We start from the raw sequence: 24,926 nt of genomic DNA on the forward strand, positions 1-24,926 counted from the left end.
GAGCCAGCGTGCCTACCGATGTGTCCTCGGATAGGCATTGCGGCTCGGCGGCGCCCAGCCGTCGAGGATTTGCGGGTCGGCGCGCAGGATTTCCACCTTCAGCGGATAACAGGCGGCGGCATCGCTCGAATGGGTGGCGCTGCAATCGCCTCCCGGGCAGGCGGAAAGCGCGCCGAGAAGATCGATCTCGGCAAAGAACTCGATGAAATCGCCGGGACGCACCGGGCTCGCCTTCATGAAATACTGGTGTGTATCCTGCGTGAAGCCGGTGCACATGAAAACATTGAGCACATCATGGATATGCGGCTCGGCCTCCGTGACCGACAGGTGCTTTTCGGCGGCGAGCGCCCGCGTAAGGTTGGAATGGCAGCAGTGGTGGTAGTCGCCGCCCGAGAGCAGCCGGTTCGTATAGGGATCGCAGCGGGTGCCGATGACGTCGTGGACGCCGCTGCCGTCTCTGTCCCAGCCGTACCAGCCGAGCGTATCATGGGTGATTGTCGCCATCGGCCTCAGATAGGGCAGCGTGCTCCAGAGCCGATCGCCGGTCGTGACATGGGTCGCGTGAAGAGCCCGGGTCTTGCCGCTGAAGAAACGCTCGGAAAGGTCATCGGCATTCCAGAGATTGAGATCGCCCACCTGCGCCCCTTCGATGCTGACGATGCGGAAGAAATGCCCCTGTGGTACCCGGAAGGAGCGCGCATCGCGTGGCGGCACGATGACCTCGTCCACCTTCTCCAGCGTGCCCCTCGCGCGTTCCATCAGATCCATGTCGGCCACGGGAAGTGTTTCGACCGGGTAACATACCACCGCTGGCTTGCCGCGCCGCTCCTCGGCATCGAGAGGCGCAGCCACTGATGGCAGTCTCGACATTCCAGTTTCTCCACATTCGAACAGATGCGCATTGCCGAATCGAGACGCAGATTCGGTTCCAGCCCACCGACTATGGCCAAGCGCGGAGATGCGGACAATTCTCTACTTTCTTGCCCTGAGGCTAAGTCTGGCTTAGTCATAGCGGCATGAAGAAAGTGCCGCTTTCCTCCCTGCGCCCGTTTGAAGCAGCCGCCCGCCACGGAAGCTTCGTCAAGGCTGCAGCGGAGCTGAGACTGACTCCAGCCGGCATAAGTCAGCATGTGCGCGCGCTCGAGGCTTGGATGAATATCGCGCTTTTCGTGCGCCATCCCCGTGGCGTGGCGTTGACGGCGGCCGGACGTGAATTCAGTACGGCGGTCCGGCATGGATTGGGCCATATCGAAATGGCCGCTCATGAATTGTCGCTGGCTGTTCGCGACAGGCCGGTCAGCGTCGCCTGCATACCTTCCGTGGCTACGCGCTGGCTCATTCCACGCCTGCCCCGCTTCAAGGCGCTTCATCCGCAAATCCGAGTGAACATCCTCTATGCCCCGGATGCCGGCACGCCGGAAGCCGCCGGTGCCGACCTGCTTATCCGTCATGGCGTGCAGCCCGATGGGCCGGCGACACGACTGCTCGGCGCCGAAACCCGTCCTACCTGCTCGGCGGGTTTTCTTGCAACGCATGGGCCATTCGAAACACCCGAGTCGCTTCTTTCCGCCGAACTCCTGCATGACGAGACACGTGAGGCTTGGACACGCTGGTTTGCGATGACAGGCATTCATACGGGCTCCAGGGAAGGGCCTGTCTTCGGCGATTTCAATCTTATGGTCGGCTCGGTGATCGGCGGCCAGGGCATCGGGCTCTGTCCGACGTCGCTGATCGGCGAGGAAATCGCCACGGGTTCGCTGGTGACATTGGCCGAAACGCCCTCGGATACGGAAAAGGCCTACTGGCTGATCGAAGCCCGAGGCCTTTCGCAGGAAACCCGAATGCTGCGGGACTGGCTGCTGATGGAAGCAGGCTGATCGCGGGCATCTTGCAACGTCTGGCAGTCAGGCCCTCTTGATTCGAGACGGCGTGTCCTCTTCGCTGTCGATGCGCCAGGTGTTGCGGCCGGCGGCCTTCGCTCGATAAAGAGCACGGTCCGCCGCGTGCACCAACCCATCGCGATCGTGATCGGCCGCACCGGCCGCTGCAATCCCGATGCTGACGCCGATGCTGATCGGCAGCCCCTTGATCACAAAGGCGTCCTTGAATGCGGCGATGCAACGATCAGCGAGCCCCGTATCCAAGGCGCCCTCGGTCTTCATCAATATGGCAAATTCGTCACCGCCAAGCCGGGCCACCATATTGCCACCCGCTTCAGCCTTCAGTCTCTCGCCAACCAACTTCAGCAACTCGTCACCCGCCGCATGGCCGAACGTGTCGTTGACCGGCTTAAAGCCGTCGAGATCGAGGCAATAGACGACCGTGCGGCCGGGTTTGCCGGATTGCAGAGATTCGTCGAGGGATTTGTAGAACTGGATACGGTTCGGCAGGCCGGTCAGCACGTCGTGATGGGCAAGGCGGGTCGCCTCGGCCTCCGCCAGCACACGCTCGCTGACATCGGCAATGGTCAGCAGCAGCCGGTGTTCGCTGCGCTCATGCAGCAAGCGCACATAGATCATCACATGCCGTTCCCGGCCGTCGGCCATCTGCTGGCGCCAGACGGTGCGAGCCTCGCAATCACCGGTCAAGCCGGAAAGCCGTGCCGCGAACACCTCGCTCTCGCCCGGCGCATGCATGTCATGGGCTTTCTTCGACAGGAGATCCGACCGTCCGAAACCGTAGAAGTCCATTGCAGCATGGTTGGCTTCGAGGATAGCGAGGCTGTTGCCGTCGCAGAGCAGCATCGGCATCGGGTTTGCCTCGAACAACTGCCGGAGCCATTCCTCGCGCTGTTTCAATTCGGTGATGTCGATGCGGATGCCGATCGCGCCGCCATCCGGCGTCCGGCGGTCGTCATAACGCAGCCAGCGGCCATCCTGCAGCTGATGTTCCTCCTGAGCGACCGGCTGGCGGAACTTGGTCATCCGCTGCCTCAGCCACGCATCCTGATCACCCACGACCTCGCGAATGCTACCGCTCGCAAGACTGATCCTCAGGATGTCCTCGAAGGCTATGCCGGGCCTCAGGTGTTCGGCGATCTCGGCATAAAGTTCGGCGTATTTCCTGTTCCACAGGACATAACGGTCCTTGGAATCGAAAACGCAGACCGCCTGAGGCAGCATTTCAATAACGTAGCGCAGACGAAGGTTTGCTTCGCGCAGTGCAAGGCCTGCCGGTGCCTCCCGTTCCGCCGTCTCGATCCAGATCGCGCTCAACGACGCGTCGCCCGCTTGCCACGATGTGACACGGACATCGCAGGAACGGCTGCGACCGGAGCGGTCCGTCGTTTCATATCTCGAATGGGGGGCAGGATTGAGCGGCCATTCGGGGAAGAATTCGGCGATCGCACGGCCGGAGGAAACATCGTCCAGATCGAAGAATTCCCGCGCTGTCCCATTGGCGAAAACGATCAATCCGGCCGCGTCCAGGATGAACACGGGCAGCGGACAGTTTTCCAGCAATAGAATGACTTCCGCACCAAGCATGGTCTTCAAGATACCGCCCGTCGAAATCGGAATATCCTTTGTCATATCGATAGACACGATTGTGAAAGAAATTACTAATTTTACGGTGGAATATGAAAGGGCTGCTTTCACGCAGATCTCATCGAAAATCGAACTTCGGAACACTTAGCCGGCCATCAGCCGGGTTGAGCGATGCGTGGCCGAGGTCTAAAAAGAGCACGTAGTGCCAGCTGCCCCGCTCCGATTCCTGTCTGAAATCGTGTGACGACGGCACGGTATCACCCTTGCGGCCCCAACGCCGAAGGCCCAGGTCACGCCTATCTCTTTTCAACAGCCAGCAGGACATCAGGGATGACAGAGACGTCAGAATATACTCCGCCGAAAGTGTGGGTCTGGAACAAGGCGAATGGTGGCCAGTTCGCCAGCATCAACCGACCGATCGCCGGTCCGACGCATGACAAGGACCTGCCAGTCGGCAAGCACCCGCTGCAGCTTTATTCGCTTGCCACGCCGAATGGCCAGAAGGTGACGATCATGCTGGAAGAGCTGCTTGCACTCGGCCACAAAGGCGCCGAATACGACGCTTGGCTGATCAAGATCGGCGATGGCGACCAGTTCAGCTCCGGCTTCGTCGAAGTCAATCCCAACTCCAAGATTCCGGCCCTGATGGACCGCTCCGGTCCGAAGCCGGTCCGCGTTTTCGAATCCGGCTCGATCCTCTTCTATCTCGCCGAAAAATTCGGCGCCTTTCTACCGACCGATCCGGCGACCCGCGCGGAATGCATGTCCTGGCTCTTCTGGCAGATGGGCAGCGCACCTTATCTCGGCGGCGGCTTCGGTCATTTCTACGCCTATGCACCGACCAAGATCGAATATGCGATCGACCGGTTCGCCATGGAAACCAAGCGCCAGCTCGACGTTCTCGACCGCCGCCTGGCCGAAAGCCGGTATCTCTCGGGCAATGACTATACGATCGCCGACATGGCGGTCATGCCCTGGTACGGCGGGCTGGCGAAGGGCTGGCAATATGGCGCCGGTGAATTTCTCGCGGTCCACGAATACAAGAACGTACTGCGCTGGGCAGATGAGATCCTTGCGCGCCCGGCCGTCAAGCGCGGCCGGATGGTGAACCGCATCAGCGGCGATCCCTCCGAACAGTTGCATGAACGCCACGATGCCAACGATTTTGAGACGAAAACGCAGGACAAGCTGGCGGTTCAGAGCTGAGCACCGTTCCAGCGGCAATTCGAAGGAAGGGCCTCTTCAATCCGAATGAGGCCCTTTTTCTGCAATGGATCTCCGGTCGTCTTCAGCGGGCGGCGACCGACTGGTCGCGAGGGGAAGGCTCGCTCTCGTTTTCACCAGATGGCCTGCAGCGCCCCGACGAGCGGCGCTCGATGATGCGCGACGCGATATAGATGCGGCGGGCCGGCATGCCCGGCAGCCGCGGTTTTTCTATACGCTCGACCAGCAAACGCAGGCCGACAGCTCCGCATTCCTGGCCTTCCATCTTCACTGTCGTGAGGGGCGGTGAAATCTGGGTTGCCGCTGAGAAATCGCCGAACCCCACGACTGAGACCTCATCGGGAATGCGATAACCCCGGCCGAGCAGTTCGGAGACGACGGTCAGCGCCAACCCATCATGCGCGCAGAAGAAAGCCGTCGGGCGGATATTCTTTTCGCTCAACGCGCGATAAGCATCGGCAAAGCCGCCCTGCTCCTCGAACTGCATCGCATGCAGGGTGACGTCGCCATAACGTTCGGCAATTTCGCGCGCGCCATAGAAGCGTTCGCGGCGGCCGCGATAACCCGGCACGCCGTAGACATAGGCGATATTGCGATGCCCGAGATCAATCAGATATTGCATGACTGCCTGCCCGGACTCGTGATCGGTTCCGGAAACCTGATCGGCATCCTCCAGCGGATCGACCCAGCCGAAACGGACAAGCGGAATGCCGGTTGCAGCGGCGGTGGCGACGGCATCGCGGTCATGCGGCCCGACAAGCAGCAGGCCGGCGCAGGTGCGTGCCAGGTCCTCGAGCTGTCCCTTGCTGTGTGTCCATCGCATCCTGAGTCCTATACCCAGCCGGGTTGCTTCTGCCTGCACACCATTCTGGATCTGCATGTAGAGTTCACTGTTGACGGGGTCATGGTCGTGAAAGACCACGGCAATGTCGCTCGATCCGGATTGATTAAGCGGCTTAATGTAGCCGAGCCGCTGCGCTGCTTGACGGATACGCTCCCGCGTCTCCTCGCTGACGCCGCTCTTGCCGGAAAGCGAGCGAGACACGGCATATTTCGACAGTCCCACTTCGTGGGCGATTGCCTGTAAGGTAACCCGTCCCCTGCCCTTCATCACATTCCCCTTCTGCAGCCGGAGGCCCTGCTACACTGCTGCGCTGCAAAACGCAAATTTTCCAAAACACAGAAACATAACACTTTACCTAACAGTATTCCAATGCAACCCTTCTATTATCCAAGCTCGACATAAAAAAGATAAGCAGAGCGAGGATTTTGTGGAGGAGACATTCATGATCAAGCTGAAACGTCGTGCGTTTCTGGCCGGGACTTCGGCTGCCCTGATTTTGCCGGCTCTACCCGCTGTAGCCGCTGCGAACTACAAAGAAGCGGACATTCTCAAATCGAAAGTTTCGAGCGGCGGGTTGCCGCCGGTCAAGGATCGGCTGCCTGAAAACCCGCTCGTCATCAAGCCGGTGGAGAGCGTCGGCAAATACGGCGGAGACTGGAAAATGGCGCTGGTGGGCGGCGGGTCGCTCTCCATGCTGTTCCGCTATCAGGCTTACGAACCGCTGTTGCGCTATACTCCAGACTGGTCGGGCGTCACGCTGAACGTCGCAGAAGCCTTCGACGGCAACGCGGACTCCACCGTCTACACCATCCGCTTGCGCAAGGGCATGAAGTGGTCGGACGGACATCCCTACACCACGGCCGATGTCAAATTCTGGTACGATACCGTGTTGACCGACAAGCGCGTCGCGGTGACCAGCCAAGGTCACTGGAAGACGGCCGGTAAGCCTGCCAAATTGGACGTGGTCGACGAACAGACCTTCAAGGTGATCTTTGAGAAACCTAACGGTATGTTCCCATTGCAGGTCGCATGGTCGAACTGGGACCACACGACACGCTGCCCGAAACATTACCTCGAACAATTCCACATCGACTACAACCCCAAGGCGGACGAGCTTGCCAAGACGCGCGGCTTCCAGAGCTGGATTGCCTCCTTCCAGGCCGCTTCCGGATTCCAGGATGACAACGCCTTCTTCCTGAACTCCTCGAAGAAGCCCACCCTGAATGCCTGGTATTTCACGATCGCACCGGGTGAAAATACCGAGCGCGTCGTCGCCGAACGCAACCCTTATTACTGGAAGGTGGATACCGAGGGGAATCAGCTCCCCTACATGGACCGCATCGTCTATCAGATGGTGGCCGATCCGCAGGTGCTTCTGCTGAAATGCATGCAGGGCGAGATCGACCTGATGGACCAGTATATCGCAACGCCGAACAATAAGTCGGTGCTTTACGATGCGCGCAAACAGGGTGGCTACGATTTCTACACCTTGACCTCGACCGAGGCCAATGTGATGAATTTTATCTTCAACCTGAACCATGCCGACGAAACGAAACGCAAGCTCTTCCGCAATAAGGAATTTCGAGCAGCGATGTCCATGGCGCTCGACCGCCAGGCGCTGATCGACGCCGTTCTCGTGGGCCAAGGCGCACCGGCCCAATCGTCGATCAAGGAAGGTGATCCGCTCTACAACGAACAGCTCGCCAAGCAGTTCACGGAATACAGCGTCGACAAGGCCAATGCCATGCTCGACAAGCTGGTGCCCAAGCGAGACGCCCAGAACTTCCGCTTGGATGAGAAGGGGCGCCGTCTGACGATCATCTTCGAGATCGACCAGGCGCGCACCGTGTTCCTCGATCTATTCCAGCTGGTCATCCCGATGTTCCAGGCAGTAGGCATCGATGCGCAAATGCGCAGCATGGACCGCTCGCTCTGGGAAACGCGCGTTCGCCAGGGTCGCGACTTCGACGCCACCGCCCACCAGTTCGGTGCCAATGGCGGGGTCGCGGCAATGCTGGACCCGCGTTACTACGTACCGACGGACTCGAACGCGATGTATGCTCCGGCCTGGCAGCTCTGGTATCTCGATCCGAAAAACGCCAATGCCGAGGAGCCGCCACCGGAGACGAAGAAGCAGTTGGAGCTTTACGACAAGCTGAAATCGACCTCCGACCAGGCGAGCCAGCGCGAAATCATGAAGCAGATCCTGCAGGGCGCTGCAGACAACTTTTACGTCTTCGGTATCTCGCAACCGCCGGATGGCTACGGCATCGTCAAGAACAACATGAGGAACATCACTAAGACCATGCCGAACTCCTTCGGCTGGCCAACCCCCGCTCCCACCAGACCGGAGCAGTTCTACAAGGTGTAAAACCTGTAGGCATTTCAGAATGCTTTCCAGGCGCCGGCTTCGCCGGCCGGCGCCAAAGGTTTACTTTTTGCCGATGAATTGGATGAAATACCATGCTCGAGGCCACACGACAGAACGCCGACACCCTGCGGACCCCCGATTGGTACAAGACCGCAACTCGCTGGACGCAATTGACCTTCGTGGAGGACGATCCGGAGAAATACGATCCGGCCTTCTGGATCGACGTCTTCAAGCGCACCAAGTCGAACGCCGTCTGCCTCAGCGCCGGCGGCTACATCGCCTACTATCCGAGCAAGGTTCCTTATCATTACGTTTCCAAATATCTGGGCGGCAAGGACATATTCGGCGCACTCGTCGACGCGGCACGCAAGCTCGACATGCATGTCATGGCCCGTGTCGATCCGCACGCCATCCATGACGATGCGGCAAAAGCCCATCCGGAATGGGTGATGATCAATGCCGACGGCACGCCGCGCCGCCACTGGGCCTATCCGGATGTCTGGGTCACCAATGCCTATGGCGACTATAATACCGGCTTCATGCCGGACGTGGTGAAGGAGATCGTCCGCGAATACGATATCGATGCGATCTTTGCGAACCGCTGGCAGGGTCATGGCGTCGATTACAGCGAAGACAGCGCCCGCCGCTTCAAGGACATGTTCGGATATGCCCTGCCGAAAAAGGCGGACGCCGACGATCCGGCCTGGCAGGCCTGGCTGCAATGGCGCCGCCGGGTGCTGACCGACATGATCGCCCAATGGGACGATGCGATGAAAGCGATTCGCCCGAATTCGAGCTTCATTCCGAACATGAGCGGCGCCTCGCTGATGGAATTCGACCTCTCCGTCATCACCAAGCACTGCCCGTTCCTCGTCGTCGACCACCAGGGCCGCAAGGGCATGGAAGTCGGCTGGTCTGCCGGCCGTAACGGCAAGCGCATCCGTGCCACCTTCGCCGATCGCCCCGTCGTGCTGATCACCTCGATCGGGCCGGAAGAAGAATACCGCTGGAAGGACGCGGTGACCTCCGGCGAGGAAATGCAACTCTGGATCAACAACGGCACGACGCACGGTCTCTATGCCTGGTTCACCAAGTTCAACGGCGTAGTGCCGGACAAGCGCTGGGTGGAGCCCGTGGCCGAAGCCTTCGGCCTGCAGGCGGCAGTCGAGCCGGTCATCAACAACATGAAACCTACGGCGGAAATCGCGGTGATCGATCCTTCGACGACGCTGCGCCATTGGGCTCCCGAGGATCGGCACCGTGCCGAAAAGCACGATCTCGGCTTCTATCACGCGCTGGTCGAGGCCCGACTGCCTTTCGAGCTCCTCTCGGATCAGGTGCTGACCAAGGACAATCTCGACCGGTTCAAGGTCATTATCCTCGCCAACGCCTCCTGCCTTTCGGATGCGCAGAACGCAGCGATCCGCGCCTATGTGGAGCGAGGCGGCAGCGTCGTGGCGGCCTACGAGACTTCGTTGCGTGACGAAAACGGCAAGACGCGGCAGGAATTCGGCCTCGCCGAGACACTTGGCATCAAGTTCGTCTCCGGCCCGCGCGGTATCGTCAAGAACACCTATGTGGCGCTTTCGGGCGATCATCCGGTAAATCGGGGCTATGAAGGTGCGGCACGCATCATGGGCGGCACGCGGCTGCTCCATGTCAAAACCAGCGGCAAGGCGGAGACGCCCTTCCTTTACGTGCCGGATTTCCCGGATCTGCCTATGGAGGAAGTCTATCCGCGCAAGGCACCGGAAGGCGCGGCGGTCGTCGCCCGTGAAACCGGCAAAGGCGGGCGCACCGTCTATATCCCCTGGAATATCGGAGAGATCTTCTGGGAAGTGTTCGCCGTCGACCACGGGCGGCTGATTTCCAACGCGGTCCGCTGGGCGCTGGGGGGAACGCAGCGCGTGACGGTCGAGGGGCCGGGTGTCATCGATCTGGCGCTTCGCGAGAACGACGAAGGCATCGCTCTCAGCATGTTCAACCTGACGAACCCGATGATGATGAAGGGGCCGATCCGAGAAAATTACCCTCTGGCGGGCCAGACGGTTTCGGTGGACATTCCGGACGGCAAGTCGGTGGCGCGGGCCTGGCTGGTCGTTGCCGATCGCGCCGCAAACTTCAGTGTCAAGGATGGTCGGGCGACCGTGGAGGTACCGGGCATCGAGCGACTGGAGGTGCTGCACCTCAGTTGGAAATGAGGTGAAATGGGAAGTAGCGCCTTGGCCTGGAGGGGCGAGGCGAACTTGGAGATCGACGACAAGCGTCCACGAGTGATTTTGCGGCGCGGCGCTTTCAACGGGAGGAGAAACATCCGATGCTTGGCTATATCTTCAGGCGCGTGCTCTACATGGTCCCGACCCTATTCGGCATGTCGCTGATCTCGTTCATGATCATCCAGTTGCCACCCGGCGACTACCTCACCTCGATGATCGCGACGATGAGCGACAGCGGTCAAGCGGTCGACCCGGCGCAGATCGAGCGGCTGAAGCAGATCTACGGCTTCGATGATCCGTTCTATCTTCAATATCTGAAATGGATGTGGGGTATCCTCAGCCGCGGCGATTTCGGCTGGTCCTTCGAATGGAACCAGCCCGTCTCCGGCCTCATCTGGGCACGCATGGGCTCGACATTGGTCATCTCGCTTTTGAGCCTGCTGTTCGTCTGGATCGTCGCGCTGCCGATCGGCATCTATTCCGCCGTCCGCCGCCATTCGGCCGGTGACCACGTCTTCACCTTCTTCGGCTTCATCGGCCTTGCGGTGCCGAACTTCATCCTGGCGCTGGCGCTGATGTATGTCGCCTACAAATATCTCGGCCTGAGCGTCGGCGGCCTCAACTCGCCGGAATATGCCGAAGCGCCCTGGAGTTTCGCCAAGGTCATCGACTTCCTGGCGCATCTGTGGATCCCGATCATCATCATCGGTGCCTCGGGCACTGCCGCGCTGATCCGCATTCTGCGCGCCAACCTGACGGACGAGTTGCACAAGCCCTATGTCGTCACCGCCCGCGCCAAGGGCCTGCCGGAATACAAGGTGATCCTCAAATATCCGGTGCGCATCGCGCTCAATCCCTTCGTCTCGGCGATCGGCTGGGTGCTTCCGCATCTCGTCTCCGGTGTGACGATCACCGCCATCGTGTTGAACCTGCCGACCGCCGGCCCGCTGCTCTTCCGGGCGCTGGTCTCGCAGGACATGTATCTCGCCGGCAGTTTCATCCTGCTTCTCTCGGCGCTGACACTGGTCGGCATGCTCCTCTCCGATCTGCTGCTTGCGCTGCTCGATCCGCGCATCCGGTTCAATTGAGGAGGCCGGCATGAGTATTCATGAGACATTGGGACCGCATTCCAAACCGCCGCTGACCGTGGACGGACCCTCGATCAGCCCGCTGAAACAAGGCAAGACGGTTTCGACCGCAGCGATCGGCCCGTGGCGGCTGGTGGCCGGCAAGCTGGTCCGTCAGAAGGTGGCGATGGTCGCGGGGGCGATCATTCTCTTCCTCTATCTCGTCGGGCTCTTCGCCGAATTCCTGGCGCCTGCCCTGCCCGCGACCTCGAAGCCGCAGTACACCTATGCACCACCGCAAGGAATCAGCCTGTTCGTCACCAAACCGGACGGATCGACGGAATTCAACCTGCATGTGAAGGGCTACAAGGTGGAGATCGACAAGGCGGCGCTCAGGCGCACCTTCGTGGTCGACGACAACAAGGTCGTGCCGATCGGCTTCTTTGTCAAGGGGCCGGCCTATCAACTCTGGGGGCTGATCCCGATGGATCGCCACCTCATCGGCCCGATCAGCCCGAGCGATCCCATGTACCTGCTCGGCACCGACCGTCTCGGCCGCGACGTCTTCTCGCGATTGGTCTATGGAACGCGCGTTTCCATGTCGGTCGGCCTCGTCGGCGTCGCCATGTCGCTGATATTGGGCGTCGTCTTCGGTTCGATCTCCGGCTTTTACGGCGGCTGGGTCGATACGCTGATCCAGCGCATCATTGAAGTAATCAGCGCGATGCCGACCATACCGCTGTGGCTCGGCCTCGCGGCAGCGATCCCGCTCACCTGGTCACCGGTCAGCGTCTATTTCGTGATCACCATCATTGTTTCGTTCCTGGGATGGACGAGTTTAGCGCGCGAGGTACGTGGGCGGTTCCTGGCGCTTCGCAGCGAGGATTTCGTCACAGCCGCCAAGCTGGACGGATCGAGCGAAGCACGGCTGATCTTCCGCCACATCCTGCCGTCGCTGACGAGCCATATCCTTGCGGTCGTGACGCTTGCCGTGCCGACCATGATCGTCGCGGAAACCTCGCTCTCCTTCCTCGGCATCGGGCTGAAGCCGCCGGTCGTGAGCTGGGGCGTGCTGCTGCAGGATGCGCAGAACATCCGCACCGTCGCGACTGCTCCGTGGTTGCTGATCTGGCCTTCCTTGGCCGTAGTGGTTGCGGTGCTTTCCTTCAACTTCTTCGGCGACGGCCTGCGCGATGCGGCCGATCCCTATGACAATTGAGGACGGCGCGATGGCCACCCTTCCAGATGACGTCGTGCTCTCGGTCGAAGACCTCTGCGTCGATTTCCGCTTGCGCACCCATATCCTGCATGCGGTAGAAAAAGTGAGCTTCCAGCTGAAACGCGGCCAGACGCTCTGCCTCGTCGGCGAAAGCGGCTCCGGCAAAAGCGTCACGGCGCGTTCATTGCTGCAGATCGTCGACCGGCCCGGTCAGATCGTCGGCGGCCGCATTCTGCTCGGGGACGGCGAGACAGTAACCGATATCGCCGCGCTTCACCCGGACAGTCGCACGATGCGGGCCATCCGTGGCCGGCGCATCGGGCTGATCTTTCAAGAGCCGATGAGCTCGCTATCGCCCGTCCACACGATCGGTTCGCAGATCGTCGAGGCGATCCGCCTCCATTCGAACATGGACAAGAAGGTCGCCCGCGAGCGAATGATCGAGCTCCTGCGGCACGTCGAAATTCCAAATGCGGAAAAAATGGCCGACCGCTACACGTTCGAGTTCTCGGGCGGCATGCGCCAGCGCGCAATGATCGCCATGGCGTTGGCCGGCGACCCCGACATCCTGATCGCCGACGAACCGACGACGGCGCTCGACGTGACCACCCAGGCGGAAATCCTCGATCTCATTAAGCGCCTGCAGGTCGGGCGTGGCATGGCGATGCTGCTCATCACCCATGACATGGGCGTCGTCGCGGAAGTAGCCGACGAGGTGGCCGTCATGCGCTTCGGCCGCATCGTCGAGCATGGGCCTGTCGATGCGATCTACCATGCCGCCATGCATCCCTATACCCGCCAATTGCTTGCCTCGACCGTGAAACTCACCCACCACGCAGAGGCAAGGCAGCCGGTTTCGGCACTTTCGGCGGAAGCGCCGAAACCGGTCCTTTCCGTCCGCAATCTCGGCAAGACCTTCGGGCTTGCGGGCAACACCACGTTGCGCGCCGTCGACAATGCCAATTTCGATCTCTATCCGGGCGAAAACCTCGGGATCGTGGGCGAGAGCGGTTCCGGCAAGACGACGCTCGGACGGCTCATCCTGCGCACCGTCGAGCCGACCACCGGCACGGTTCTCTACCGACCGAAAGATGGGCAGGAGATCGATGTCACCAGCCTCGATAAGAAGGAGCTGCGGGGCTTCCATCGCGAAGTCCGCCTCGTCTTCCAGGATCCGTTCGCCTCGCTCAATCCGCGCATGACGGTCAAGGACGTGATCGGCGATCCACTGATCGTTAACGGGCTTGCCAAGGGCAAGGCGCTGGAGGATCGCGTCTCCGAACTGATGCGGCTGGTTGGCCTCGATCCCATGGGCATGGAGCGTTATCCGCATGCCTTTTCCGGCGGCCAGCGGCAGCGTATCGGCATCGCCCGGGCATTGGCGCTCGAGCCGCGCATCATCATCGCCGACGAGGCGACCTCGGCACTTGACGTCTCCATCCGCAGCCAGATCCTCGACCTGCTGCTCGACATCCGCCAGCGGCTGAACCTCAGCTTCATCTTCATCTCGCATGACATTTCCGTGGTGCGCTATTTCTGCGACCGTGTCGCCGTCATGCATCGCGGCAGGATCGTCGAACTCGGCGGCGCCGAGCAGATCTGCACCGCGCCGCAGGAGGCCTATACGAAGAGCCTGATCTCCGCTGTTCCGAACCCCGACCCCCGTGACAAGCGCATGCTGCACCGGCAGCGCTTTATCGCACCGGCCAATGCATGAGGACATGCCTATGCCGAGACTTCACCGCCAGCCCCTCTCCGGAGGATCGCGCTAGGACCCACGCTTTTTAGGACACCCGGACATAATCCCTGCCTGTTTCCCACAGGGTTTTGCCCTGAAGAGCGGAGCCATGCCCGGACATGATAGAGAAGGACCAGGAAATGCTCAGAAACGATCTTCAGTTCCCCTTCGGCGCCGTCTATTTCCGCAAGTCAAACCCACCGCAGGAGCATTGGGAGCGCGATTACCGGGTGGCCGGCGAAGATGGGCTCAACATCTTCCGCCACTGGTTCATGTGGGGGGCGATCGAAGTGGCGCCCGGCATCTACGATTGGGAGGAATATGATCGGCAGCTCGATCTTGCCGCCAAGAACGGCATCAAGACGGTGATTGCCGAACTGATCCATGCCGTGCCGGACTGGGCGGTGCGCAGATATGCCGATGCGCTGCAGGTCAATGCCGACGGCACCAGACTCGGCTCCTATATGGGTGTCTCGGCAGCGACCGGCGGCTTTTCCAACAATGGCGGCGGTGCTGGCGCGCTGACTTTGAATTGCCCCGAGGTGAAGGAAGCCGCCGGCAAATTCCTGACCGCACTTGCGACCCGCTACAAAGATCATCCCGCGATCTACGGCTACGACATCTGGAACGAGTGCAATTACTCTGCAGATGTCGATTACAGCAGCTACGCCAAGGCCGCCTTCCGCAAATGGCTGGAGAAGAAATACGGCAGCCTGAAAGTACTCGCCAAGGCCTGGCACCGCTATAGCTATGTGGAATGGGACGATATCGAGCCGCCGGTGCATATGGCACCCTATCCGGAATGCATCGACTGGCTGCAGTTCAAGCGCGACAATTTCTACGATCAGATGCAATGGCGGATCGATACGATCCGCGCCGTCGACAACAGGAACGTCATCGCAGCGCACGGCATTTCAGGATCGATCCCCAACATGGCGTCTAACGGCTGCGACGACTGGCTGGCGGCTTCGAAGGTCGAGGTCTACGGCTTCACCTGGATCCAGGCCCGCAAGGGCACCGAGCCGTGGAAGAGCTGGTACGGTGTCGACATCAACCGCGCCGCAGCCCGTGGAAAACCCTTCTGGCATGCGGAACGCCAGGGCGGTCCGCTCTGGCTGCAGCCACAGGTGATCGGCCGCGACAAGGAGGACGGCCGTGTCGCCGAGCCCGAGGACATTCGCATCTGGAGCATGACCTCGTTTGCCGGCGGCGCGCGCGGCATTTTGAACCTGCGCTGGCGTCCGTTGCTCGACGGGCCGCTTTTCGGTGCTTTCGGTGCTTATGGCATGGACGGCTCACGCACGCCGCGCTCCGAAATGCAGAGCACCATGGCGAAATGGGCGAACGATCCGGCCCAGGCACCGCTCTGGGAGGCCAAGCCGGTGCGCGGCGAAGTCGGCATTCTCGTCGTCCGCGAGACCCAGGAATGGGATTATCTCCTGAATTACGACCGCAAGGAAAAACCCTATCCAGAAGCCATGTGGGGCGCCTACCGCGCCTTCCTCGACAACGGCATGCAGCCGGACTGGGTGCATATCGACGATATCGACGCCTATGACTTTCTCTATTTTCCCTATCCGATCATGTTCACCGCCAAACAGGCGGACCGCCTCAAGGTCTGGGTGGAAAAGGGCGGCACGCTGATTACCGAAGCCTGCCCGGGTTATTTCGGCGACCGTGGCCATGTCGGTCAGGTGCAGCCGAACATGGGGCTGGATGCCGTCTTCGGCGCCCAAGAGGAAACGGTCGAGTTCATGCCGGATATCGGCGACCGCATCCATTTCAGGTACGGCAGCCTCGCCGTCGATGGCGGCGGCCTCCTGCAGTCCTACCGCACGACAGGCGGCAAGGCACTCGGCAATTTCGACGACGGCCGGCTGGCGGTGGTGGAAAATACGTTCGGCAAGGGCCGCACGCTGCTGATCGGCACCAACCCTTCGGTCGCCTACTACCGCACCAACGGCAAGGCGAATGTGAGTTTCTATGACGAACTCATCAAATGGAGCGGCCGGACGAAGCATGTGACACTGTCGAACCCCAGCTTGTTCGCCCGTATTCACAGGGGTGACAAGGGCAGCTATCTCTGGCTGGTCAATCCGACGCGAACGACGCAGATCACGGAGGTGAAACTGACCGACGGCACGGGCACAATCGGCTCCGGTGAGCCCGTCTGGCCGGTCGGCCATGCCACTGCCGGTAGCAAGGTCGAAGTTCCAGCACGCGACGTTCTGATCCTGCCTCTTGCTCGATAATCAGGCCCCATAACGGAGCGAAAGACTTCGATAATGGCTTCGGGCCGGAACCGGCTTTTCTCAACCGGTCGCTGCGGCGAGGAAAACCGCCAGCTGGGCGTCGAAAGCACGCTTGTATGCGGGCCGTGCTTCGCCGCGGGCGACATAGGCAGAGAGGTTTGGATATTCCTCCAATATACCCGATCCTTGTAACCTCAGCAGTACCGACACCATCAGCAGATCGGCGGCGCTGAACTCGCCGTCGAGCCAGTCACCATCGCCCAGCCGACCGGAGAGTTCGCCCAAACGTATACGGATGCGTTCGTCAACCATGGACAGGCGCTGCTCGTACCAAGTCTCCTTACCCTCCTGGTACCCGACGATTTCGCGATCGACGATCGGCGGCTCCATCGTTGTGAGCGCGGCAAACATCCATGTGATCGCGCGCGCCCGGGCATTCGCATTGTCCGGCAGCAGGCCTGCATGGTGCTCGGCGATGTGAAACACGATCGCCCCCGACTCGAACAGGGCGAGATCGCCTTCTTCATAGGTCGGAATCTGTCCGAAAGGTTGAAGCGCGAGATGTGCGGGTTCCTTCATCGCCTTAAACGAAAGAAGACGAACGCCATAAGGCTGGCCCACTTCTTCGAGCGCCCAGCGAACACGCATATCACGCGCCAGCCCTCTGCCGCGATCGGGGGACCGTTCAAAGGCGGTAATGGTAACAGTCATTGGTATCCTCCCTAGCTTGCCTGTCTTGAAGACGCCTGGCTAAACGAGATTCCGACACCCTATGCTCGGATTCCTGCGGCAGTTCAAATATCGCCAATATCGGTCAATGAAGCCTGGTCATGATCTGCGGCGGAGCTCACTCCCGTAGCGCCAGCTTCGCCGCATATTCGCCGGGAGGACACCCGATCCGCTGGCGGAATGCCGTGCTGAAGGCGCTTGCCGATTTATAGCCGATCGTTTCAGCTATTTTGTCGAACGTGCGGTCTCCGATTCCTCGCATGCCTTCGTTATCCGGTTGGCCCGGATGTGGAAGAATATGCCGCCTTCGCTGGTCGACGTCGGAATACGAGTACCGTGCCGGGACGAGCCGCCTGACCGTCCAGATCGCCTGGCGGGAGATGAGGGCGGAGACTCCTGCCGAAGGCTCTGCCTGAAAACCGCTGAGTGCGGTAAAAGCTGGCGGCTGGAAATTCCCGGCCGCTATTCCTTCACGGCTCCCGTCATCGACGAGACATAGTAGTCCACGAAGAACGAATATAGGATCACCACCGGCAGCGAGCCGAACAGGGCACCCGCCATCAGCGATCCCCATTCGAAGACATCGCCGCGCACCAGTTCCGTCAGCACACCGACCGGGATCGTCTTGTTCTCCGACGACTGGATGAAGGTGAGCGCGTAGATGAATTCGTTCCACGACAGCGTGAAGGCGAAGATGCCGGCCGAGATCAGACCCGGCACCGCGAGCGGCAGGATGATCTTGGTCAGGATCTGCCAGCGGTTGGCGCCATCCACCAGCGCACTTTCTTCCAGTTCGAACGGGATCGAGCGGAAATAACCCATCAGCAGCCAAGTGCAGAACGGAATGAGGAAGGTCGGATAGGTGAAGATCAGCGCCAGCCGCGAGTCGTAGATGCCGAGCTTGAAGACGATGAAGGCGAGCGGGATGAACAGGATCGACGGCGGTACGAGATAGGCGAGGAAGATCACGAGACCGATGGATCGCGAGCCGGTGAAACGGATGCGCTCGATCGCATAGGCGCCGAAGACGGAGGCGAGCAGCGACAAGAAGGTGGAGCAGACCGCCACCAGCATCGTGTTCCATAGCCAGCCCGGATAGGAGGTTTCGAGGAACAGGTACTTGATGTGCGCAAGCGTCGGCCCGACCACCCAGAACGGGCTGTAATTTTGGTAATCCGTCAGTTGGTCGTTCGGCTTCACGGCGGTGATTGCCATCCAGTAGAACGGGAAGAGCAGCACGAAGACGAAGACCGCCATCGGCAGGTAGAGCATCACGATCCGCCGGGGCAGACGGTTGAGATAGTTCATCCCCTCGGCATTGTCGGTCAGCACCTGATCGGCGGTGTTGGAATTGGTTGACATGAACTCTCTCCTCAATCCTGGCCGCCCTGCTGCCATTTGCGGCGTTGCAGGCCGAAGAAGCTGAACATGATCGCACCGAGCAGGAAGGGCACCATGGCGACCGCGATCGCCGCGCCCTCGCCGAGCTGCCCGCCGGGAATGCCGCGCTGGAAGGACAAGGTCGCCATCAGATGCGTGGCATTGACCGGGCCACCCTTGGTCAGCACGTAGATAAGCTGGAAGTCCGTGAAGGTGAACAGAACCGAGAAGGTCATCACCACGGCGATGATCGGCGTCAGCATCGGCAGCGTCACGTGACGGAAGCGTTGCCAGCTCGTGGCGCCGTCGAGCGAGGCGGCCTCCTGCAGCGAGGCCGGAATGGTCTGCAGGCCGGCGAGCAGCGAAATCGCTACGAAGGGAATGCCGCGCCAGACATTGGCGAGGATGACCGAGATGCGCGCATTGGTCGGATCGCCTAGGAAGTTGATAGGCCCATTGATCAGCCCGAGCTGCATCAGCGACCAGGAAATGATCGAGAACTGGGAATCGTATATCCACCAGAATGCGAGACCGGAGAGTACAGTCGGCACGACCCAGGGCAGGAGCACGATCGCCCTGAAGAAACTCTTGAACGGCAGATGCTGGTTCAAGAGCAGCGCCAACCAGAGGCCGAGCGCGAATTTCAGCACCGAGGCCACGAACGTGTAGAGGACGGTGTTGAAAACCGACAGCCAGAACACGCCATCGTCCATCAGGAACTCGTAGTTTTCGAGCCCGATGAAGATGCCGTCGCGGCCGATGCGGGTATCGGTAAAGCCGAGCCAGACGCCGAGCCCCAGCGGATAGGTGAGGAAGCAGACCAGGAACACCGCAGCCGGCAGCATGAACAGGAAACCGAGTACGTTGTTGTTCTGCAGGAGCGAAGAAATCGGACCGCGCGTATCCCCCGAATTCACCGTCGACATTGCTTATCTCCAAATTACCGTTTGTTTCTGAGGCTTGGGCCGACTGTGATTGCCCCCCGCCCTAACCCTCTCCCCGCAGACGGGGAGAGGGGACTTCGGAGTTCGCGGCTTACGTCCTTCTCCATGTTGACGGGAAGAAGGTGCCGGGAGGCGGATGAGGGGCAAACCGCCACGGCGGTGCCCCGCTCGAAAACCTGCGGCGCGCCAGACGATTCCGGCATGCCGCTCGTTTTGGAGCGCAGGAGCTAGACCCGATAATACCGGTTAGCCCGACGCTCGGCTTCCTTCATCGCGTCCTCCGGTGAACTCGCGCCGGTGACCGCTGCGGCATACATGTCCACCAGCACGTAGTCCGCCATGGTGGCCGCCGAGGCATAACCGAGCGGGCCGGCATAACCGTTCGGGCGCAGCGTCTCCGAAGCGCGGGCGTAAGGGGCGTGGATCGGGTCGGCAGTCCAGATCGGGTTCTTGGCGAACTCCTTGAGAGGTGGGCAGCAATAAGCACTGGAGCCCTGGATCCAGGCATTCATCTGGTCGGCTTCCATCATGAACTTGATGTAGGCCTTCGCCGCTTCCGGATATTTGGTATGCTTGAAGAGCAGCATCGAGCTCGTCTGGTGCAGTTCGACGCTCTTGCCGACCGGGCCGATCGGGAAGTTGGTCGAGCGGATATCCTTGGCGATATCGGCGAGCTTAGGATCGTTCTTGGCAGCATAATAGACCGAGACGCCGTTGGCGATCAGCGACACCTGGCCGGCCAGGAAGGCGCGGTTGTTGTTGATGTCCTGCCAGCTTTCCGTGCCGGGGATAAAGGTCGCATAGAGCTGCTTGGCATAATTGATCGAAGCCAGCGTTTCCGGGCTGTTGATCGTTACCTTGCCGCTTTCGTCAACCATCTTGCCGCCATGGCTCCACAGCAGCCAATGGGCGTAGTTGTTGCCATCGCCGACGGCCTTGCCGTGCGGGAAGCCGGCGGGCGTGCCCTTGGCCTTCATCGCCTTGCAAAGCTCCAGGAAACCGGCCGTATCCTTTGGAAACTCGCTGAAGCCGGCCGCCTTCATATGGCTATCGCGGTAAACGACGGCGTTGCCGATCGCTGCGAGCGGCATGGCGATGAACTTGTCGCCGCGCGAGGCATAACCCTTCACGCCGTCATACCAGCCGCCATATTTGCCGCCGAGATATCCGGCGAGGTCGGTCAGGTCCATCAGCTTGTCAGGGTATTGATGTGCGTCGTCGAACCAGCACATGACGAGGTCCGGGCCGGAGCCGACATTTGCCGCAACCGCTGCCTTGGGACGGATGTCCTCCCAGCTTTCCTTGTCGACACGGACCTGCACGCCGGTCGCATCGGTGAATTTTTTGGTATTGGCAAGCCAGGCGTCCTCGTCGCCCTTCACAAAGGGTGACCAGCGCAGCAGGCGAAGGCTCGCGCCGCTTTCCGGCTTATAGGCCGGCTCGGCCTGCGCAAACGAAGGGCGAATGCCGAGACTGGCAACGCCCGCTACGGTTGCTGATGCGGCCAGAAAGTCACGTCTCTTGATCATCATGATATTCCTCCTCTTAAAAAAGCGGGAGCGAACTCTCCGGCATTCACCTCCCGCTGGGCGAACGCGGCCTTGGCATCCGTTAAACGGAATGCATGCCGACCGGCGGATGGGCGGGGAAGCTCCTCCTCTCCCGCACCTTCCGCCGGGCAGCGTCAGTCGGTCAGTCTCCGGCCGGTTTCGGCGTCGAAGAGATGGACGTGCGGAGCGTCTATCGCGACCCGCAGCGTCTCGCCGGGGCGGGCATTGACGCGCTCGCGAAAGACGCAAGTGAGGTCGCTGCCGCCCAGCCTGAGTGTCAGATGCGTCTCGTAACCCGTCGGCTCCAGAACAACGATCTCGCCGGGCAGGCCATTGGCATCGAGCGAGATATATTCGGGACGCAGACCGTAGACGAGTTCGCGGCCCTTGGCAGCGGCCGGCGGGTTGACGACCGGCAAGGCCGTGCCGTCTGTCGTCAGGAAACGCGCGGGATTTTCCGGATCAAGCTTTCCCTTGATCATGTTCATGGCAGGTGAGCCGATGAAGCCACCCACAAACAGATTGGCCGGCTTGTCGTAAAGCTCCAGCGGCGTGCCGACCTGCTCGACGATGCCGTCATGCATGACGACGATCTTGTCGGCCATGGTCATCGCTTCGATCTGGTCGTGCGTGACATAGACCGTGGTCGTCTTCAGACGCTGATGCAGTTCCTTGATCTCGGCGCGCATGGCGACGCGCAGCTTTGCATCGAGGTTGGACAGCGGCTCGTCGAACAGAAAAACCTCCGGATCACGGACGATGGCGCGGCCCATGGCGACACGCTGGCGCTGGCCGCCGGAAAGCTGGCGCGGATAACGATCCAGCAGCTTATCGAGGCCGAGAATGCCGGCGGCATATTTCACCCGCTTTTCGGCTTCTGCCTTCGGCGCCTTGTTGAGCATCAGCGAAAAGCCCATGTTCTGCTGCACCGTCATATGCGGATAGAGCGCATAGTTCTGGAACACCATGGCGATGTCGCGATCCTTGGGCGGCAGCGTGTTGACCACCCGCCCGCCGATCTTGATCTCGCCGCTCGAAATGTTCTCGAGACCTGCCAGCATCCTGAGCAGAGTGGACTTGCCGCAGCCCGAGGGGCCGACCAGGATCACGAATTCCCCGTCGGCAATATCGATGTTCACGCCCTTGATGACCGGAAATGTCCCAAACGATTTCCGAACGTCCGCGAATTGAACGCCTGCCATACTCCCTCCTCCCAGATATCGAGCACTATACGTTATGTCTTTGTATTGTCGAATGTCTTGCGGCGGCGAACCGCCGGTTATCCGCGCCCGACGAAGGGCATCTTGGTGGCCATCACAGTCATTGTCAGCACGTTCGCATTGAGCGGCAGGCCCGCCATGTAGACGACCGCATCGGCGACATGCGCCGGGTCGATCGTCGCCTCGGCGGCAAGGGTTCCGTTCGCCTGCATCACGCCTTTGGAGATCGTCGTCGTCATGTCGCTCGCCGCATTGCCGATATCGATCTGGCCGCAGGCGATGTCGAAGTTACGCCCATCCAATGCCGTCGATTTCGTCAACCCGGTGATCGCGTGTTTGGTCGCCGTATAGGGCGCCGTGTTCGGCCGCGGCGTGGTGGCCGAGACGGAACCGTTGTTGATGATGCGGCCGCCTTGCGGATTCTGAGCCTTCATCAGCCGGAACGCCTGTTGGGTGCAGAGGAACGCGCCGGTGAGGTTGGCCGCGACGATCGCATTCCAGTCTTCGAAGGAAAGCTCCTCCATCGGCACATTGGGCACGTTGATGCCGGCATTGTTGACCAGAAGATCGAGCCGTCCGTATTTCGCCGAGACGGTATCGAACAGTACCTTGACCGAAGCCGGATCGCCGACATCAGCTGATACCGCGAGATATTCTGCACCAGTCTCCTTGCCAAGTTCCGCTGCTGCCTTTTCCAGCACATCGGTGCGACGGCCAGAAATGATCACCGTATAACCGGCAGCTCCGAGCGCTCTAGCAATAGCTCGGCCGACGCCCGTTCCGCCACCGGTAACGATGGCTATCTTCGAAGATGCCGCACTCATGCGATCCTCCCGCCGAGTTCGTCCTCGATATGCACCTGCAGGATCTGGTCGAAATTCGTTTCCGCCTTGAAGCCGAGCGCCGAAGCCCGGCTCGCATCGAACTGTGTGGGCCAACCGGCGACGATGCGTTCGATCACCGGATCGGCCTCGCGCTTGATCAGCGCCACCGCCTTGTCGCCTGCAACCCGGCGCAACGCCTCGATTTCCTCGCCGACCAGTGCCGAGAGGCCAGGCATGGTGAGGTTGCGGCGCGGCCCGATCTTCGCCGTATCGATCGTCGCCGCATGCACGAAGAAGCCGACGGCCGAACGGGGGCTGGCGAACCAGTGCCGCACGTTTTCACTCACTGGCAGCACAGCTTCCTTGCCGACCAGCGGCTCGCGCAGGATGTTGGAGAAGAAACCGGATGCGGCCTTGTTCGGCGCGCCGGGGCGCACGCAGATCGTAGGCAGGCGGATGCCGATACCATCGAAAATGCCGCGGCGGGAATAGTCGGCGAGCAGCAATTCAGCAATCGCCTTTTGGGTGCCGTAGCTGGTCAGAGGCGTCGCGAAGAATTCGTCCGGAATGACTTCCGGGAAGGGCGTCCCGAAGACCGCGATGGAGGAGGCGAAGACAACGCGCGGCACATAGGTGGATTTCAGGCTTTGCTGGCGGATGGCATCGAACAGCGCCCGCGTGCCGTCGAGATTGACGGAATATCCCTTGTCGAAATCGGCTTCCGCCTCGCCGGAAACGATGGCGGCGAGATGGAAGATCATGTCCGGGCGGGTCTCGATCAGCTTGTCGGCGACGCCGGCCTGGGCGAGGTCGATCGTCAGCGCCGTCGATACGGCTTGCAGCGCCTCCGGCACCGGTGGCTGGAACGCATCGATCAGCGTCAGGCGGGAAATCGCGCCACTAAGCACGCTCGGCTCGCGGGCAATCCTTTCCACCAGCTTGCGGCCGATCATGCCTGCCGCACCCAGAATCATTACATGCATTTCGGCTTCTCCTCCCACTTCCGCCGTATCATCTGTATCTGTCTCGATGCCACGAAATCCGATATTGCTCCGCTCGAATTTCCAGTATCCGTCACGCTGGGCGCGACCCCGTCCTCTCCTTAAAATCCTTCAGCCACTGCAGGCCCTCACCCGTGGAACCGACCGGCCGGTACTCGGCTCCTATAGGGCGGTCGTAGCCCAGTTCTTCCAGAAGATTGAGAATGTAGCGGTAATCGACCTCCCCGTGATCCGGCTCACGCCGGTCGGGCACCGACGCGATCTGGATGTGCCCGATCGAATTCAGATACGTTTGCAACCTGCGGGTCAAGTCACCTTGCATGATCTGCAGATGGTAGCAATCGAACATTAGTTTGATATTCGGCGCCCCGACCGCCTCGATGATTTCCAGCCCCTGTTCCGACGTCTGCAGGAAATAACCTGGCGCGTCGCGATGGTTCAGCGGTTCGATCAGGATGGTCACCCCAGCTTTTGCGGCGCGTTCGCAGGCATATTTGAGGTTGGCGATGAAGGTTACCCTTCCTGCTTCATCGGAAGCTTTGCCGGCCATGACATGAACATTTGGAGTGCCGATCGCGATTGCATAATCGATCGCCTGATCGATCGCCTGCCGTGCTTCGGCCTCGCGTCCCGGGACGGCGGCAAGCCCGTTATCGCCTGCCGCGACATTGCCGCGGGTCGTGTTGATACCGAGCATGGCAAACCCGGTTTCCTGCAGCGCCGACCGCACCGCCTCGACGGGAACGTCATAAGGATAGTGGCACTCGACCGCATCGAAACCGGCGGCCTTGGCAGCGCGGATTGCGTCGGGAAGCGGCAGTTCCTGCCAGAGGAACCCGAGATTGGCGGAGAATAGCGTCAT

The 24,926-nt window shown here is 60.7% G+C and carries 19 protein-coding genes; 8 read left to right on the forward strand and 11 right to left on the reverse strand.

The features are described from left to right. Nucleotides 1-12: 12 nt before the first annotated feature. Entirely contained in the window at nt 13-870 is an 858-nt protein-coding gene (locus DMO26_RS22485; protein WP_117194393.1) for an urea carboxylase-associated family protein, read from the reverse strand. 146 nt (nt 871-1,016) lie between these two features. On the opposite strand from DMO26_RS22485, the gene DMO26_RS22490 reads away from it, so the two are divergent. Further along, nucleotides 1,017-1,877 carry a LysR substrate-binding domain-containing protein gene (locus DMO26_RS22490; RefSeq protein ID WP_117194394.1) on the forward strand — a complete coding sequence of 287 codons (861 nt, stop codon included), beginning with the start codon at nt 1,017-1,019 and terminating at the stop codon, nt 1,875-1,877. Between the two features lie 27 nt (nt 1,878-1,904). On the opposite strand, the gene DMO26_RS22495 is transcribed toward DMO26_RS22490, so the two are convergent. After that, on the reverse strand, nt 1,905-3,485 hold the full coding sequence (locus DMO26_RS22495) for a diguanylate cyclase domain-containing protein (RefSeq protein ID WP_117194486.1): 1,581 nt from the start codon (nt 3,483-3,485) through the stop codon (nt 1,905-1,907). 330 nt (nt 3,486-3,815) lie between these two features. Between DMO26_RS22495 and yghU the strand changes: the two genes are divergently transcribed. After that, the gene (gene yghU, locus DMO26_RS22500) at nt 3,816-4,691 is read left to right on the forward strand and encodes a glutathione-dependent disulfide-bond oxidoreductase (protein WP_117194395.1); all 876 of its coding nucleotides are present in this window, start codon (nt 3,816-3,818) and stop codon (nt 4,689-4,691) included. Between the two features lie 82 nt (nt 4,692-4,773). On the opposite strand, the gene DMO26_RS22505 is transcribed toward yghU, so the two are convergent. Next, complete coding sequence (locus DMO26_RS22505; RefSeq protein WP_117194396.1) at nt 4,774-5,820, reverse strand: LacI family DNA-binding transcriptional regulator; 1,047 nt, start codon at nt 5,818-5,820, stop codon at nt 4,774-4,776. Nucleotides 5,821-5,995: 175 nt separating this feature from the next. Here DMO26_RS22505 and DMO26_RS22510 point away from each other — a divergent pair, with 175 nt between their 5' ends. The 6 genes from DMO26_RS22510 to DMO26_RS22535 all read left to right on the forward strand — a co-directional run bounded on the left by DMO26_RS22510 (nt 5,996) and on the right by DMO26_RS22535 (nt 16,416). After that, nucleotides 5,996-7,924: an ABC transporter substrate-binding protein gene (locus tag DMO26_RS22510; protein ID WP_117194397.1), complete on the forward strand. Its 1,929-nt coding sequence runs from the start codon at nt 5,996-5,998 to the stop codon at nt 7,922-7,924. Nucleotides 7,925-8,016: 92 nt separating this feature from the next. Beyond that, a complete protein-coding gene (locus DMO26_RS22515) occupies nt 8,017-10,125 on the forward strand; it encodes a family 10 glycosylhydrolase (protein ID WP_117194398.1) in 2,109 nt (702 codons plus the stop codon). Nucleotides 10,126-10,241: 116 nt separating this feature from the next. Beyond that, nucleotides 10,242-11,228 (forward strand): ABC transporter permease, encoded by a 987-nt coding sequence (locus DMO26_RS22520; protein WP_117194399.1) that lies wholly within the window; start codon nt 10,242-10,244, stop codon nt 11,226-11,228. 10 nt (nt 11,229-11,238) lie between these two features. Then, nucleotides 11,239-12,426 carry an ABC transporter permease gene (locus tag DMO26_RS22525; RefSeq protein ID WP_117194400.1) on the forward strand — a complete coding sequence of 396 codons (1,188 nt, stop codon included), beginning with the start codon at nt 11,239-11,241 and terminating at the stop codon, nt 12,424-12,426. A 10-nt stretch (nt 12,427-12,436) separates the two neighbouring features. After that, a complete protein-coding gene (locus DMO26_RS22530; RefSeq protein ID WP_117194401.1) occupies nt 12,437-14,143 on the forward strand; it encodes an ABC transporter ATP-binding protein in 1,707 nt (568 codons plus the stop codon). Between the two features lie 161 nt (nt 14,144-14,304). After that, on the forward strand, nt 14,305-16,416 hold the full coding sequence (locus tag DMO26_RS22535; protein ID WP_117194487.1) for a beta-galactosidase: 2,112 nt from the start codon (nt 14,305-14,307) through the stop codon (nt 16,414-16,416). A 60-nt stretch (nt 16,417-16,476) separates the two neighbouring features. On the opposite strand, the gene DMO26_RS22540 is transcribed toward DMO26_RS22535, so the two are convergent. The 8 genes from DMO26_RS22540 to DMO26_RS22580 all read right to left on the reverse strand — a co-directional run bounded on the left by DMO26_RS22540 (nt 16,477) and on the right by DMO26_RS22580 (nt 24,926). Then, entirely contained in the window at nt 16,477-17,127 is a 651-nt protein-coding gene (locus DMO26_RS22540; RefSeq protein WP_117194402.1) for a glutathione S-transferase family protein, read from the reverse strand. Nucleotides 17,128-17,607: 480 nt separating this feature from the next. Next, nucleotides 17,608-18,507: a carbohydrate ABC transporter permease gene (locus DMO26_RS22550; protein ID WP_117194404.1), complete on the reverse strand. Its 900-nt coding sequence runs from the start codon at nt 18,505-18,507 to the stop codon at nt 17,608-17,610. A gap of 11 nt (nt 18,508-18,518) precedes the next feature. Next, nucleotides 18,519-19,451 carry a carbohydrate ABC transporter permease gene (locus tag DMO26_RS22555; protein WP_117194405.1) on the reverse strand — a complete coding sequence of 311 codons (933 nt, stop codon included), beginning with the start codon at nt 19,449-19,451 and terminating at the stop codon, nt 18,519-18,521. 245 nt (nt 19,452-19,696) lie between these two features. Continuing rightward, the gene (locus DMO26_RS22560; RefSeq protein WP_117194406.1) at nt 19,697-21,001 is read right to left on the reverse strand and encodes an ABC transporter substrate-binding protein; all 1,305 of its coding nucleotides are present in this window, start codon (nt 20,999-21,001) and stop codon (nt 19,697-19,699) included. Between the two features lie 152 nt (nt 21,002-21,153). Beyond that, complete coding sequence (locus tag DMO26_RS22565; protein ID WP_117194407.1) at nt 21,154-22,221, reverse strand: ABC transporter ATP-binding protein; 1,068 nt, start codon at nt 22,219-22,221, stop codon at nt 21,154-21,156. Between the two features lie 77 nt (nt 22,222-22,298). Next, nucleotides 22,299-23,063: an SDR family oxidoreductase gene (locus DMO26_RS22570; protein ID WP_117194408.1), complete on the reverse strand. Its 765-nt coding sequence runs from the start codon at nt 23,061-23,063 to the stop codon at nt 22,299-22,301. After that, on the reverse strand, nt 23,060-24,046 hold the full coding sequence (gene denD, locus DMO26_RS22575; protein ID WP_117194409.1) for a D-erythronate dehydrogenase: 987 nt from the start codon (nt 24,044-24,046) through the stop codon (nt 23,060-23,062). Before denD ends, DMO26_RS22570 begins: the two co-directional genes overlap by 4 nt. A gap of 91 nt (nt 24,047-24,137) precedes the next feature. Then, complete coding sequence (locus DMO26_RS22580) at nt 24,138-24,926, reverse strand: hydroxypyruvate isomerase family protein (RefSeq protein WP_117194410.1); 789 nt, start codon at nt 24,924-24,926, stop codon at nt 24,138-24,140.

It is taken from the genome of Rhizobium terrae, from assembly GCF_003425685.1.
In the GTDB taxonomy this organism is placed as follows: domain Bacteria; phylum Pseudomonadota; class Alphaproteobacteria; order Rhizobiales; family Rhizobiaceae; genus Neorhizobium; species Neorhizobium terrae.

Bases quoted from the DNA above. Each gene is read 5' to 3' on its own strand.
- DMO26_RS22540 (WP_117194402.1), bottom strand. From the start codon at position 17,127: ATGACTGTTACCATTACCGCCTTTGAACGGTCCCCCGATCGCGGCAGA.
- DMO26_RS22510 (WP_117194397.1), top strand. From the start codon at position 5,996: ATGATCAAGCTGAAACGTCGTGCGTTTCTGGCCGGGACTTCGGCTGCC.
- DMO26_RS22560 (WP_117194406.1), bottom strand. From the start codon at position 21,001: ATGATGATCAAGAGACGTGACTTTCTGGCCGCATCAGCAACCGTAGCG.
- yghU (WP_117194395.1), top strand. From the start codon at position 3,816: ATGACAGAGACGTCAGAATATACTCCGCCGAAAGTGTGGGTCTGGAAC.
- DMO26_RS22555 (WP_117194405.1), bottom strand. From the start codon at position 19,451: ATGTCGACGGTGAATTCGGGGGATACGCGCGGTCCGATTTCTTCGCTC.
- DMO26_RS22490 (WP_117194394.1), top strand. From the start codon at position 1,017: ATGAAGAAAGTGCCGCTTTCCTCCCTGCGCCCGTTTGAAGCAGCCGCC.
- DMO26_RS22535 (WP_117194487.1), top strand. From the start codon at position 14,305: ATGCTCAGAAACGATCTTCAGTTCCCCTTCGGCGCCGTCTATTTCCGC.
- DMO26_RS22495 (WP_117194486.1), bottom strand. From the start codon at position 3,485: ATGCTTGGTGCGGAAGTCATTCTATTGCTGGAAAACTGTCCGCTGCCC.
- denD (WP_117194409.1), bottom strand. From the start codon at position 24,046: ATGCATGTAATGATTCTGGGTGCGGCAGGCATGATCGGCCGCAAGCTG.
- DMO26_RS22485 (WP_117194393.1), bottom strand. From the start codon at position 870: ATGTCGAGACTGCCATCAGTGGCTGCGCCTCTCGATGCCGAGGAGCGG.
- DMO26_RS22565 (WP_117194407.1), bottom strand. From the start codon at position 22,221: ATGGCAGGCGTTCAATTCGCGGACGTTCGGAAATCGTTTGGGACATTT.
- DMO26_RS22570 (WP_117194408.1), bottom strand. From the start codon at position 23,063: ATGAGTGCGGCATCTTCGAAGATAGCCATCGTTACCGGTGGCGGAACG.
- DMO26_RS22520 (WP_117194399.1), top strand. From the start codon at position 10,242: ATGCTTGGCTATATCTTCAGGCGCGTGCTCTACATGGTCCCGACCCTA.
- DMO26_RS22580 (WP_117194410.1), bottom strand. From the start codon at position 24,926: ATGACGCTATTCTCCGCCAATCTCGGGTTCCTCTGGCAGGAACTGCCG.
- DMO26_RS22530 (WP_117194401.1), top strand. From the start codon at position 12,437: ATGGCCACCCTTCCAGATGACGTCGTGCTCTCGGTCGAAGACCTCTGC.
- DMO26_RS22525 (WP_117194400.1), top strand. From the start codon at position 11,239: ATGAGTATTCATGAGACATTGGGACCGCATTCCAAACCGCCGCTGACC.
- DMO26_RS22515 (WP_117194398.1), top strand. From the start codon at position 8,017: ATGCTCGAGGCCACACGACAGAACGCCGACACCCTGCGGACCCCCGAT.
- DMO26_RS22550 (WP_117194404.1), bottom strand. From the start codon at position 18,507: ATGTCAACCAATTCCAACACCGCCGATCAGGTGCTGACCGACAATGCC.
- DMO26_RS22505 (WP_117194396.1), bottom strand. From the start codon at position 5,820: ATGAAGGGCAGGGGACGGGTTACCTTACAGGCAATCGCCCACGAAGTG.